We start from the raw sequence: 14025 nt of genomic DNA, 5'->3' as shown, positions 1-14025 counted from the left end.
TGATAAACGTGTTTAGTTGTGTTTAGTAAGCTCAAGCACGCTGCCCTTCACGATAAGCGCCGGCTCCAGAACGACCTCTTCGGCACGCCTACCGCCTCTACCGGCAAGACGCTTGGACATGCAGCCAAAAGCATGCTCCGCAAGGACACCAGGATCCTGCTCAATCGCGGTCAGCGCCGGCTCAAAGAGAACGTCGGCCGCCGAGTTGTCATAGCTTACGACCGAGATATCGCTCGGAATGCTCTTCCCCATCTCGTGCAAGCGCTTGAGCAGACCGAGGGCAATGTTGTCCGAGCTTGCGAACACGGCGGTGGCGTCAGTTGCGAGCACCGCCTCCGAGGCCTCGTATGCGCTCGGAATGTAGTACTCGCTCTCAAACTCCAAACGCGCGTCAATAGGCAGGCCAACCTCGCGCAGCGCACGCTCGTAGCCGGCAAGACGCTTACGACCCGTATTGGAACGGCGCGCATTAACCAAGCAGGCAATGCGACGGTGGCCCTGCTCGATCAGGTAGCGGGTGGCCATGTAGCCACCCATCTCGTGGTCGAACATCACCTTGTCGCACTCGAGCCCCTCAATGGCACGGTCGACCATCACGGCAGGGATAGGCAGATGGCTCACTTCCTCGCGCAGGGCACGATCGTCGGAGAACTCGTCACCTACCACCAGAAAGACGCCGTCGACGCCGCGCGTCACCAGCTGGCGCAGGAGCTCCAGATCGTCCTCGGCACTTCCACCCGAGCTGGTAATAAAGAGCGCGTAGCCGTCCTCGCGGCAGCGCTTTTCCAAGCTGCCGGCGAGCGAGGCAAAAAAGCGGCTCTCGATGTTAGGGACGATAAGGCCCAGCGTGCGCGACTCGCGCATGACCAGGCTGCGCGCGATCTGGTTGGGAACATAGTGGTTGCGCGCCGCGACCTCTTTGATGAGTTTGCGGTTTTCTTCCGAGATGCGACAGGGCCGATTATTGAGCACAAGCGAGACCGACGAGGGGGAAAGCCCCACCTCCTGGGCGATCTGCTTGAGGGTGACTTTGTTGGCCATCTCGCTCCTTCCGGGTTTACGCGCAATCTCTTGAAAGTATAGCGACTACCCCTCTACCTCGGTGATAAACACTTTACCAATCCGGTAGACGGCTGTTTTATCGCCGTCAGCGCACCAAATCCGTCCGGGTGGGGTATATTGCAATCGATTGATGACGACGACCACCAAAAGGCGGATATTCATATGCACGAGAACGACTTTTTTAACGAGGACCTGCTGTGCGCGCTCGCTGGCGTTGCCGGCGAGGACAACGTGTTGATGAGCGAGCCCATGCGCGAGCACACCACGTTTAAGATCGGCGGCCCGGCCGACGTCTTTGTCACGCCCGATACCGAGCAGGGCCTCGTCGCCACGCTCGATACCTGCTATCGCTGCGACCTGCCGCTTACCATCGTGGGCAACGGCTCCGACCTGCTTGTCGGCGACAAGGGCATCCGCGGCGTCGTCGTGGCGCTGGGCGAAGGCCTCTCCGACATTACGGTCGACGGCACGCACGTCACGGCGGCAGCCGGCGCCTTGCTTTCCGATGTCGCCGCGGCGGCAGCCGAGGCCGGCCTCACCGGCATGGAGCCCATCTCGGGCATCCCCGGATCGGTCGGCGGCGCCTGCTACATGAACGCCGGTGCCTACGGTGCCTGCATGGCCGATGTGCTAGAGTCCGTGCGCGTCTACAAACCCGCTCGCCAGCTCGACGACGGCACCCGCGGCAGCGGCAACATCATCGAATTCGATGCCGACGAACTCAACCTGGGCTATCGCAAGAGCCGCATCGCCGACGACGGCTTTATCGTGCTTTCGGCCACTTTCAATCTCGCCCCGGGCAACGCCGCGATGATCAAGGCCGACATGGACGACTACCGCCAGCGCCGCGAGGACAAGCAGCCGCTCGACATGCCGAGTGCCGGCTCCACCTTCAAGCGCCCCGAGGGCCACTTTGCCGGCAAGCTCATCATGGACGCCGGCCTGCGAGGACACGCCATTGGCGGCGCGCAGGTGAGCGAAAAGCACTGCGGCTTCATCGTCAACGCCGACCACGCCACCGCCGCCGATGTCGACGAACTCATCCGCCACATCCAAACAACCGTCAAAGACCAATTCGACGTAGACCTCGAACCCGAAGTCCACCGAGTCGGCGAATTCCTTTAACAAAGAAGGCCCCGAAAGGGGCCTTCACCATCTTTATTCAGATAACCCAGTCCGGTGTGTCGCGCTCAGGACCCGAGAGGGCCGGGACAGTCCGAGAGGCATAAGGTTGATCGCGAATTCCACACGAGCCGGAGAGCACTTAATGTGCTCTCCGTGCGAGCAGGACTGCCCGAGCAGGCAACCTTATGCCTCTCGGACTGTCCCGGACCAAGCCGCAGTTACGACAGCGCGATACCGCCGAGCCAGCCCCAACGCACGCCAGAGCCAGTGCCATAGAAGCTAATAAACGAATCAAGCGACTTAGACGTAATGGCACCCTCGTTGCTCATAACGATGCCGCCGCCAACGTAGATACCCACATGACCGTAGATAAGGCCCGGAGCACCTGTGCCGCTGTGCGAGGAATCGGCCACGATCATGCCCACCTGCAGCGCCGAGCGGTCGGAGCTATAGCACCAGGCGTTGAACATGTCGCAGGCGTTGCCGCCAAAGTAGCCAACGCCGGCGTTACGGAAGACATTGGTAACCCACGCCGCGCACCAGTTCTGGCCCGGCGAAGGCGTGGAGTAGCACGCGTTGACGACGGCCTGTTGCTTGCCCGAGCCGGCATTCTGCTGCGGAGTTCCGGGCGCATACGATCCGCCACCCGAGCTCGAACCACCCGAGTAGGAATTGTTCTTGTTCGCGGCGGCCGCGGCAGCGGCGGCCTTCCTAGCGGCCTCCTCGGCCTGGGCGGCAGCGAGGATCTCGGAATCGCGCTGAGCCATGAGTTCCTTGACGTCGTCGGAAAGACCGTTCAGCACGGTCTGGACTTCTTGCTGCTTGGCCTGCATATCCTGCATCTGAGCCGTCTGCTGGTCCTTGAGTTTCTCCAGGTCGGCCTTTTGTGATTCGAGCTCGGTCTTCTGTGCGTCGAGCTCAGCCTGAATCGTCTGGATATCCTCGATGGCATCGCGGTCGCTCTTGTTGATCTTCTCAACGTAATGCGCGTTGGCAACGAGCTCCTCAAACGAGCCAGAGGCCAGCAGCAGCGACAGGATGTTCGTGCCGCCGGACTTGTAGCTGGCGGCCACGCGATCGGAAAGGTCGTTGCGCTTCTTCTTGAGCTCGGCCTTCTTTTCATCGATCTGGGCCTGCGTGTCGTCAATCTTGCCCTGGACATTCTCGATGTCGTTGAGGGTCTGGGCATTCTTGTTGGCCAGCGCCGCATACTCATTTGCGATGCTGTCGAGCTGGGCCTGAACCTCGTCGAGTTGGGCCTGGGCGGCATTCAATTTATCGGTGGTTTCTTTGGAAGCCTCCGCCGCATGGGCGCGAGTGGGCAGGCCAAAAAGAACTGCCGCAGAAGCGGCGCCGAACAGGGCCTTAAGGGCAGTGCGGCGCGAGAGCTCCTGGGAAAGGATGGAATCGCTGTTTGGTGACATATGTACTCCGTTACATGCTTATTTATATGTCGCTCAACTCATACATATTAGCGTACATATGGCGCGTCCCAACGATTTCCACGAACGGCAGGAAACTACAAGGTCGGCGGCTCGTAAGCAATTGTCAAATTTGAGGTAACAATTGAGCAAGCTCTGATATGAGTACGTTAACATAATCCTCTGCTTTTCCTACAGTGCACCATTTGGGCGTCCCCGCCTGCGCTATACTCCCCTCTAGAAGTGTTCCTGATTCGATAGGAGACTACATGTCCAAAGCACTCGACCCCAAAGACACCTGCGTCCTCGTTACCGGTGGCGCCGGCTTTATCGGCTCGCACACCGTCGTTCAGCTGCTCGAGGGTGGCTACCAGGTCGTCATCGTCGATGATCTCTCCAACTCCAGCGCCGTCGCCGTCGACCGCGTCAAGACCATCGTGGGCGACGAGGCCGCCAAGAACCTCACCTTCTACGAGGCCAACGTGCTCGACCGCGATGCGATGAACAAGATCTTCGATACCCATCAGATCGACCGTGTCATCCACTTTGCCGGCTTTAAGGCCGTCGGCGAGTCGGTGAGCAAGCCCGTCGAGTACTACCACAACAACATCGAGAACACCCTGGTGCTCATCGACGTCATGCGCAACCATGGCTGCAAGTCCATCATCTTCTCGAGCTCCTCGACCGTCTACGGCGACCCGGACAACCCGCCCGTCACCGAGGAAGACCCCAAGAAGCCCGCAACCAACCCCTATGGCTGGACCAAGTGGATGATCGAGCAGATCCTTATGGACGTCCACACCGCCGACCCCGAGTGGGACGTCGTGCTGCTCCGTTACTTCAACCCCATCGGCGCTCATCCGTCGGGCCTGATCGGCGAGGACCCCAAGGGCATCCCCAACAACCTGGTGCCCTATGTCGCCCAGGTCGCCGTGGGCAAGCTCGAGGCCGTTCAGGTCTTTGGCAACGACTACCCCACCCCCGACGGCACCGGCGTGCGCGACTACATCCACGTGTGCGATCTGGCCTCTGGTCACGTTGCCGCCCTTAACTGGATGAACGGCAAGACCGGCGTCGAGATCTTTAACCTGGGCACCGGCACCGGCACCTCGGTACTCGAGGTCGTCGCCGCCTTCTCCAAGGCTTGTGGCAAGGAGCTGCCCTACGTGATCCGCGAGCGCCGCGCCGGCGACATCGCTGCCAACTGGTGCGATGCCTCCAAGGCCGAGCGCATGATGGGCTGGAAGGCCCAGTACGACATCGCGGACATGTGCCGCGATAGCTGGAACTGGCAGAGCCACAACCCCAACGGCTTCGCCGACGCCGAGTAGCAAAAACCTACATACCGTTCTTGCCCCGATCTCACGTTGTGAGGTCGGGGCTTTTTTCATGGCATGTAGCCATTCGCCGAAAATCGACCAACTTTTTTATCTTGCCTGTACATGTTTAAACAACATGTTTTACAATAGGCGTATCGGATCAGAACATCGGAGGCGGACTGCACACCCATCGGCAGGCCGACCCCACAACAAGAAGGTTGGTGAGCGCATTCATGGAGCGTGCAAGCGGCGTCCTCATGCCCGTCTCATCTCTGCCCGGACCATACGGAATCGGCGGCTTTGGCTGGAATGCCTACGACTTCGTCGATTTTCTCGCCTCGTGCAAACAACATTACTGGCAGATTCTGCCCCTTACGACGACCAGCTATGGCGATTCGCCTTATCAGTCGTTCTCGGCCCGCGCAGGCAACCCCAACTTTATCGACTTTGCCGAGCTTATCGAGGCAGGGTATCTGGAGCAGCGCGATATCGATGGCGTGTATCTGGGATCCGACCCCAGCAATGTCGACTACGGTGCTATCTTTGGCGGCCGCCGTCAGATTCTCGACCGCGCCGCCGAGCGCTTTGCTGCCGACAAGCCGGCCGATTTCGATGACTTTGTCCAGGCCAACGAGGACTGGCTCATCCCCTACTGTGAGTTCATGACCGTCAAAGAGGAGTGCGGTCTCAAGGCGTTTTGGGAGTGGCCCGCGGAGCTCCGCACCCGCGGCGAGGCTTCCGCCAAGGTCTGCGCCGACCATCCGGCGCGTATGCTCTACCACCAGATGGCGCAGTACTTCTTCGATCGCCAGTGGAGCCGCCTCAAGGCCTATGCCAACGAGCGCGACATTCTCATCATCGGCGACCTGCCCATCTATGTCTCGCGTGACTCCGTCGAGATGTGGGCGACACCTGAGCTCTTTAAGATCGACGCCGCCGGCAATCCCGTGAGCGTCGCCGGCACGCCGCCCGACCAGTTCTCGGCTACCGGCCAGTACTGGGGCAACCCCATCTACGACTGGGACGCCATGGAGGCCGACGGCTTCTCCTGGTGGGAGGGCCGCATTCGCGCCGCCCTCGACATGTACGACGTCATCCGCCTGGATCACTTCCGCGGCTTCGAGGCCTATTGGGAGGTGCCGTTCTCCTCGCCCGATTCGTCCTACGGTTCGTGGACGCAGGGTCCCGGCCTCAAGTTCTTCAAGACGCTCGAGGAAAAGCTCGGCACGCTGCCCATCATCGCCGAGGACTTGGGCTTCCTCACCCCCGGCGTCATCGACATGCGCGACAACTCGGGCTTCCCCGGCATGAAGATCCTGCAGTTTGCCTTTGAGGGCACCAACTCGTACTACCTGCCGCATAACTACATCGCCAACACCGTCGCCTATGTGGGCACCCACGATAACGAGACGGCGCGCGGTTGGTTTGAGGGAACGGCCACCCCGCGTCAGCGCGAGCAGGCCGCCCTGTATACGCATCAGCGCGACGGCGAGCCCATCACCGATGCCCTCAATCGCACCATCGCCGCCAGCGTGAGCGATACCTGCATCTATACCATGCAGGACCTGCTCAACTTGGGCAATGAGGCACGCATCAACACGCCCGCCACGCTTGGCGGCAACTGGACCTGGCGCATGCTCGATGGCGCCATCACCCGCGAGCTCGAGCATAAGCTCACCGACTGGACCGAGACGTACTTCCGCATTCCCTCGGAAGGCGATATCGAGCTTCCCCAATAAGGGCAATCACGTCCGACGCCACCCCAACACATCGGACGTGCTCGCTTTCCCGCGCGAGGGCACCCCAATCCCCTCGCGCGGGCTTCTTTGTATCTAAGACATGTCTAACAACTCATCACAGGAGGAAACATGCCCCACATTAACCTTTCCGATCTTGCCGAGCAGGCCTTTGGCAAATCGCTCGAGCAGCTCGACGATCGCAGCATCTACAAGCTGCTCGCCAAGCTCGTACAGGAGCGCTCTGCCGCCTGCCCGCTCAACAATGGCAAGAAAAAGCTCTATTACATCTCTGCCGAATTTTTGATCGGCAAGCTGCTTATCAACAACATGATCGACCTCGGCATCTATGACGAGGTTAAGGAGCAACTCACCGCCGCCGGCCACGACCTCAACAAAATCGAGGAGTTTGAAGTCGAGCCTTCGCTGGGCAACGGCGGCCTGGGCCGTCTGGCTGCATGCTTTTTAGACTCCATCGCCACGCTGGGCCTCACCGGCGACGGCGTGGGCCTCAACTACCATTACGGCCTGTTCCGTCAGCGCTTTGTCGACAACCAGCAGAAGGCCGTTCCCGATGAGTGGCTCGGCGAGCAGGATATCGTAATCGATGACGACCGCTCCTACACCGTTGAGTTCGGTGATTTTGCCGTTACCTCCAAGCTCGTCAACATCGATGTGCCCGGTTACGGCCAGCCCACCAAGAACCGCCTGCGCCTTTTCGACCTGGCGAGCGTCGACGACGGCCTGGTCCCCGGCAGCTCCATCGACTTCGATAAGACCGAGATCGCCAAGAACCTCACCTTGTTCCTCTACCCCGACGATTCCGACGAGCAGGGCCGCCTGCTTCGCATCTACCAGGAGTACTTCATGGTGAGCAACGCCGCCCAGCTCCTAATCGACGAGGCCATCGAGCGCGGCAGCAACCTGCACGATCTGGCCGATTACGCCGTTGTCCAGATCAACGACACGCACCCCACCATGGTCATCCCCGAGCTCATTCGCTTGCTCACCACCGAGCATGGCATCGAGTTTGACGAGGCCGTGACCATCGTACGCTCCATGGTCGCCTACACTAACCACACGATTCTTGCCGAGGCGCTCGAGAAGTGGCCGCTCGCCAGCCTGCAGAAGGTCTCCCCTGCCATCGCCGACATTATCGTCAAGCTCGATGAGATCGCGAAGGCCGAGCACGATGACCCGCACGTCGCCATCATCGACGAGCACGACACCGTCCACATGGCCCACATGGACATCCACTTTGGCTTCTCCATCAACGGCGTAGCCGCCCTCCACACCAAGATCCTGGAGGACACCGAGCTTCATCCGTTCTACGAGATCTATCCCAAGAAGTTCTCCAACAAGACCAACGGCATCACCTTCCGCCGCTGGATCCATGGGGCCAATCCCGCGCTCGCCAGCCTGCTCGACGATGTGATCGGCACCGACTGGCGCAGCACCGGCGATCTGAGCAAACTCGCCAAGTTCGCCGACGACAAGGACGTTCTTGAGCGCCTGGCCGCCACCAAGGTCGAGGCCAAGGTCATCATGCGCCAGTTCATGGCGCTCGAGCAGGGCGTGACCATTCCCTCCAACGCCATCATCGACGTCCAGGTCAAGCGCATCCACGAGTACAAGCGCCAGCAGATGCTCGCGCTCTACATCATCTGGAAGTACCTCGATATCAAGAACGGCAACAGACCTAAGCACCCCGTCACCATCATCTTTGGCGGCAAAGCGGCGCCTGCCTACACTATCGCGCAGGACATCATCCATCTGATCCTGACGCTGTCGCAGTGGATTGCAAACGACCCCGACGTGGCTCCCTACCTGCAGGTTGTCATGATCGAGAACTACAACGTCACCGCCGCCGAGCGCGTGATCCCCGCCGCTGACATCTCCGAGCAGATCAGCCTGGCCTCCAAGGAGGCGAGCGGCACCTCCAACATGAAGTTCATGCTCAACGGCGCCCTAACCCTGTGCACGCTCGACGGTGCCAACGTGGAGATTGCCGAGCTCGTGGGCGACGAGAATATCTATACCTTTGGTGCCTCGTCCAAGCAGGTCGAGCAGCTCTATGCCGACGGCACCTACAGCGCCGGTGCACTTTACCGCAAGCCCGGCATTAAACTGCTGGTGGACTTCATCACCAACCCCGCCTTTATGGCGACCGGCAACGCCGAGCGCCTGCAGCGCCTGCACGACGACATTAAGGGCAAGGACTGGTTTATGGCCCTGCTCGACATCGAGGAGTACATCCAGACCAAGGAGCGCGTGTTGGCCGACTACGAGGACCAGGACGCCTGGATGCGCAAGGCGCTCATCAATATCGCCAACGCCGGCGCCTTCTCGTCCGACCGCACCATCTCCCAGTACAACGACGAGATCTGGCACCTGAACTAATTTCGCTTCCCTTACCCATCCTCTTGAGAAACGGAGTCGTGGCAACACGGCTCCGTTTTTTGTGCCCGCACGTTACCCTGTGACCCGACTCGACCAAACAATCTCGATCTGTAACAGCTACTCGGTAAAAACGGCCCCAGCTGTTACAGATTGAGACATACCGGCCCCTCCCCTTGGGTTTATCTCAATCTGTAACATCTAGCAACTGAAATTCGCCTTTGGTGTTACAGATTTAGATGAAATGGTTAGCTCGGCGGAACCGTCTCGATCTGTAACACCTAGCGTCCGAAATCGGCCCTACCCGTTACAGATCGAGACAAACGACCGGTCAGACACCCCCAGCACAAAGAAAGGCCCCCCTCTCGCCCAGCGGACGGGAGGGGAGCCTTATATGTGACCGCGGCAAAAGGATGGCAATACCGCAGTCGCCCAAAGGGAGGGCCTGGATGCACCGGGCCTAGATAAGGTTCTTGCCAGACACCTTATCGAAGAGATGGGTCGCGTTCTTCTCGAACTTGAACCAGATGGTGTCGCCAGCCTTGAGCGCGCCCTTGGCCTCGAGGTCGACGACGGGGATAATCAGGACAAACTGGCCGTCGGGGGCGGTCACGTGGACGTGCTCGGTCGAACCCATGAGCTCGGTCACCTCGACGGTACCCTGGAGCGCACCCTCCTCGCCCTTGTCGGCAAGCAGGATCTGCTCGGGGCGCACGCCGGCCGTGATCTCCTTCACGTCGCCGCCGTCCCAGTTAAGAGCGAGTTGAGCGCAGGTCTCGGGGGCGAGAGCAACGTTCATGTCCTCGGTCTTGACGGTAAAGCCGTTGCCCGAGCGCACCAGCTGGGCATCGAAGAAGTTCATCTGCGGCACGCCGATGAAGCCGGCGACGAAGATGTTCGCGGGATGGTTGAAGACCTCCTGCGGCGTGGCGATCTGCTGGACGACGCCGTCCTTCATGACCACGATGCGGTCGCCGAGGGTCATGGCCTCGGTCTGGTCGTGAGTGACGTAGATGAACGTGCCCTTGATCTCGTGGCGCAGCTTAATGAGCTCGGCACGCATCTGGTTACGAAGCTTGGCATCCAGGTTGGACAGCGGCTCGTCCATCAGGAAGACCTTGGGGTCACGCACGATGGCGCGGCCGATGGCGACGCGCTGGCGCTGGCCGCCCGAAAGCGCTTTGGGCTTACGGTCGAGGTACTCGGTAATGCCCAGGATCTCGGCAGCGGAGCGAACCTTGCGGTCGATCTCGTCCTTGGGGACCTTCTTGAGCTCAAGCGTAAACGCCATGTTCTCGTACACCGTCATATTGGGGTACAGAGCATAGCTCTGGAACACCATGGCGATGTCGCGGTCCTTGGGCGCCACGTCGTTGACGCGCTTACCATCGATGAGCACGTCGCCCGAGGTAATGTCCTCCAGGCCGGCGACCATGCGCATCGTCGTGGACTTACCGCAGCCAGAGGGGCCAACGAGGACGATGAACTCCTGGTCGTGAACGGTGAGGTTGAAGTCCTCTACAGCGAGCACACCGTCCTCGGTAACCTTGAGGTTGTGCTTCTTCTCCTCGGTCTTCTTCTTTTTGCCAAAGAAGCCCTTCTTTTTGGACTCGTTGTTGGGATACACCTTCTGAACATGTTTGAGAACGATCTCGGCCATGTCTTTACCTTTCGATATGCGGCGCCACGCTGAGGGGCGCCGCAGAAACTTGCAAAACAGTTACGGCATCAGCCCTTGACGGCACCTGCCACCACGCCGTCGATGATGTACTTCTGGCAGAGGATGTACATGACGACGATGGGGACAACGACCATCATGATGCAGGCCATCATGGGGCCGAGCTCGACGTGGCCGTAGCCGCCGCGGAAGTACTGGATCAAGATAGGAATGGTCTTGTACTTGGTGGAGTCGAGCGTAAGGTAGGGCAGCAGGTAGTCGTTCCAGACCCACATGGTCTCGAGGATGCCGACCGAAAGATAGGTGGGCTTCATAATGGGGAGGACGATCTTAAAGAACACCTGGACCGGGTTGCAGCCGTCGATCATGGCCGCCTCCTCGATCTCGAGCGGGATGTTCTTTACAAAGCCGGCGAACATAAAGACCGCCAGGCCCGCGCCAAAGCCCAGATAGATAAAGCAGATGTTGAACGGCGTGTTAAAGCCGATGCGGTCCGCCAAATTGGACAGCGTGAACATGAGCATCTGGAACGGTACAACCATCGAGAACACGAACAGGTAATAGAAGAAGTTCGAGATCTTGCTGTTGACACGAACCACGTACCAAGCGCACATGGAGCAGCACACCAAGATCAGCACGACCGACGTGACCGTGATGATGAGCGAGTACATAAATGCCGAGGCAAAGCCCTGCTCATTAAGGGCGTGCATGTAGTTTGCGAGGCCGTCGAACGTCTCGGGCGTGAGCAGATCGAATGCCGTGGTGGTGCTGATTGCGGTCGCTTTCTTAAAGGAATTGAGCGCAATCATGAACACGGGATAGATCCATGCGAGCGACAGAATCGTAAAGAAAATCGAGAGCGCGCGGTTAATAGCCTTATCGCGTTTCATTACTGCTGCACCTCCTTGGACCTCGTGGCCTTAAGCTGGATCATAGAAATAGCGACGACCAGGATGCAGAAGATGACTGCCTTGGCCTGGCCAATGCCCTGCCATGCGATACCAGCACGCGAATAGAACGTGTTGTAGATGTTCAGGGCGAGCATCTCGGTGGAGTGCGCGGGGGCACCACCGGTAAGGGCGAGGTTCTGGTCGAACAGCTTAAAGCCGTTGGTGATGGACAGGAACAGGCAGATGGTGATCGTCGGCATCAGGTTAGGGATCTTAACCTTCCAAAACGTCTGCCATGCCGTGGCACCGTCGACCTTGGCGGCCTCGATGTAGTCGGACGGAATGGACTGCAGACCAGCGATGTAGATGATCATCATGTAGCCGACCTGCTGCCACAGGGTCAGGATGATAAGGCCCCAGAAGCCAGCAGCAGAGTTAAGGGCGATGAGCTGGGCGCCCACGTTGGAGAGCAGGCAGTTGATCAGAATCTGCCAGATGTAGCCCAGCACGATGCCGCCGATCAGGTTAGGCATAAAGAAGATCGTACGGAAGATGTTGGTGCCCTTGAGCGCTTTGCGGGTGAGCGCCTGCGCGATGGCGAGGGCGATCACGTTGATGAGCACCGTCGACAGGAAGGCAAACGCCACGGTAAAGAAGAACGACGTGGCAAACTGCGGATCGGACAGTGCGCGCACGTAGTTCTCGATACCGACAAAGTGCGTGTTGTTGATGGTAATAAACTGGCAGAACGAGAGATAGAAACCCTGGATAAAGGGGATCACGAACCCGATCATAAACGCCAGACACGTGGGCAGCATAAAGAGCGGCCACCAGCGCTTGAGTGCTTTGCCCATAGAAGGGTCCTTTCAATATGCAGGGGGCGGGCAAACCAACGTCTGCCCGCCCCCTGTCGCTAATCAGATAGCTTGGGCAGCAACTGCTTACTCGGAAGCAGCCTTCTCGGTCTTCCAGCCATCGACGAAGGCGTTCTTGACGCCGTCCCACTTGCTGTTGTCGGCAGCATAGGCAATCAGAGCCTGCTTGAGGTTCTTCTTCCACTCCTCAGAGGGGATGTAAACGAAGTCCCAAGCGACGGTCTTCTTGCCGTCCTTGGCCATGGCAACGGCCTGCTGCGAGAAGACGTTGGTGGTCTCCTTAGCGCTCTTGAACGGGGCAGTCAGACCCATCTTGTCAGCGATGATGCTGGTGGCGGTGTCAGAAGTGACGCACCAATACATGAAGTCCTCGGTGGCCTTCTGGGCATCCTCGGAAGCCTGGGAGCTGACGCACCAGTAGTTCTCGCCGCCGGAGCACAGGCCCTGGTTCTCCTCGCCGTCGACACCGATGTAGATGGGCATCATGCCAATCTGATCGTCGGTCATGCCAGCCTTGGTGAGGTCAGCGTAGGCCCAAGAACCGTTCTGATAGAAGACGGCCTTGCCGGTTGCGAACTCGTTTGTGGCGTCGTCGCCGGTCTTGGAGGCAAGCTGCGAAGGATCGCAGGTGGAGTCGGTGATGTACAGGTCGAAAATCTGCTTGAAGTTGTCGAGATACTCGCCCTTGATCTCGTCGTCCTCCTGGTTGTGCTCCTTCTCGAACTCGTAGTAGAGCGGGAGGTTGGCGAGGTGGGTGGTGTAGCGCCAGCTGGAGGAGTCGTCCATGCCAGCGGAAGTGAAGGCGCCCTCAACACCAAGCTCGTCCTTGCGGGCCTGGATGTCGTCGGCACAAGCCTTCAGCTTGTCGAAGGAGTTGATGTCCTCGGCCTTGTAACCAGCCTTCTCGAGCAGCTGCTTGTTGTAGATGATGCCGTAGCTCTCCTGGACCCAGTCGATACCCAGATCCTTGCCATCGGACTGCAGAGCCAGGGAGTCGTCAATGAGCTCACCGCGGAGCTTGGTATCGGACAGGTCGGCGCAGTAATCCTTCCAGTTCTTAAGACCGGTGGGGCCGTTGACCTGGAACAGGGTCGGAGCGGAGCTCTTGGACATCTCGGACTTGAGCTTCTCCTCGTAAGTGTTGGAGGCGGCGGTCACGATCTTGACCTCGACGCCCTTCTCCTTCTTATAGGCCTTGGCGATCTCCTTCCACTCCTTGTCGACCTCGGGCTTGAATTGGAGGAAGTAGACCTCGGCAGCGTCACCAGAAGCAGAGGAGCCGGAGCCGGCAGAACCACCGCAGCCCACGAGACCCAGACCAAGCACCGCAGCCGCGGAACCAGCAAAGCCCAGGAACTGCCTTCTGCTCATTTCGTTCTTCATTACAATCCACCCTTTCACACCGTGGCGGCACCCTTTGCCGCCGCCTTCGGAGATTGGCTCGGGGACTTTGCCCCTTTTGCTGATTTGTACAATACGCTATTTGGCTAGTTGTTTGAACAAGTATTACTAGAGCGGTAGA

General features: G+C 59.3%; 10 protein-coding genes. 4 read left to right on the top strand and 6 right to left on the bottom strand.

Annotated features, from left to right (window positions below):
• Window positions 1–12: 12 nt before the first annotated feature.
• Window positions 13–1041, bottom strand: a complete 1029-nt coding sequence (locus OIL77_05635) for a LacI family transcriptional regulator (GenBank protein HJI44882.1) — start codon at window positions 1039–1041, stop codon at window positions 13–15.
• Window positions 1042–1224: 183 nt separating this feature from the next.
• Between OIL77_05635 and murB the strand changes: the two genes are divergently transcribed.
• A complete protein-coding gene (murB, locus tag OIL77_05630) occupies window positions 1225–2187 on the top strand; it encodes a UDP-N-acetylmuramate dehydrogenase (protein ID HJI44881.1) in 963 nt (320 codons plus the stop codon).
• Window positions 2188–2405: 218 nt separating this feature from the next.
• Here the strand turns inward: murB and OIL77_05625 are convergent, their stop codons facing one another.
• Window positions 2406–3611 carry a hypothetical protein gene (locus tag OIL77_05625; GenBank protein HJI44880.1) on the bottom strand — a complete coding sequence of 402 codons (1206 nt, stop codon included), beginning with the start codon at window positions 3609–3611 and terminating at the stop codon, window positions 2406–2408.
• 266 nt (window positions 3612–3877) lie between these two features.
• Here OIL77_05625 and galE point away from each other — a divergent pair, with 266 nt between their 5' ends.
• The 3 genes from galE to glgP all read left to right on the top strand — a co-directional run bounded on the left by galE (window position 3878) and on the right by glgP (window position 9063).
• Entirely contained in the window at window positions 3878–4939 is a 1062-nt protein-coding gene (gene galE, locus OIL77_05620) for a UDP-glucose 4-epimerase GalE (protein HJI44879.1), read from the top strand.
• A gap of 221 nt (window positions 4940–5160) precedes the next feature.
• Complete coding sequence (gene malQ / locus OIL77_05615) at window positions 5161–6666, top strand: 4-alpha-glucanotransferase (protein HJI44878.1); 1506 nt, start codon at window positions 5161–5163, stop codon at window positions 6664–6666.
• A 129-nt stretch (window positions 6667–6795) separates the two neighbouring features.
• On the top strand, window positions 6796–9063 hold the full coding sequence (gene glgP, locus OIL77_05610) for a glycogen/starch/alpha-glucan family phosphorylase (protein HJI44877.1): 2268 nt from the start codon (window positions 6796–6798) through the stop codon (window positions 9061–9063).
• A gap of 457 nt (window positions 9064–9520) precedes the next feature.
• Here glgP and ugpC read toward each other — a convergent pair whose 3' ends face one another.
• From ugpC to OIL77_05590, 4 genes are all read right to left on the bottom strand, one after another.
• A complete protein-coding gene (ugpC, locus tag OIL77_05605; GenBank protein ID HJI44876.1) occupies window positions 9521–10720 on the bottom strand; it encodes a sn-glycerol-3-phosphate ABC transporter ATP-binding protein UgpC in 1200 nt (399 codons plus the stop codon).
• A gap of 68 nt (window positions 10721–10788) precedes the next feature.
• Entirely contained in the window at window positions 10789–11628 is an 840-nt protein-coding gene (locus OIL77_05600) for a carbohydrate ABC transporter permease (GenBank protein ID HJI44875.1), read from the bottom strand.
• On the bottom strand, window positions 11628–12482 hold the full coding sequence (locus OIL77_05595) for a sugar ABC transporter permease (protein ID HJI44874.1): 855 nt from the start codon (window positions 12480–12482) through the stop codon (window positions 11628–11630). The genes OIL77_05600 and OIL77_05595 overlap by 1 nt, the downstream gene beginning before the upstream one ends.
• Before the next feature lie 87 nt (window positions 12483–12569).
• Window positions 12570–13886 carry an ABC transporter substrate-binding protein gene (locus tag OIL77_05590; GenBank protein ID HJI44873.1) on the bottom strand — a complete coding sequence of 439 codons (1317 nt, stop codon included), beginning with the start codon at window positions 13884–13886 and terminating at the stop codon, window positions 12570–12572.
• Between the last annotated feature and the right edge of the window lie 139 nt (window positions 13887–14025).

This window comes from Coriobacteriaceae bacterium (assembly GCA_025993015.1).
Classification (GTDB): Bacteria; Actinomycetota; Coriobacteriia; order Coriobacteriales; family Coriobacteriaceae; genus Collinsella.
This window is presented reverse-complemented; position numbering and strand designations above follow the sequence as displayed.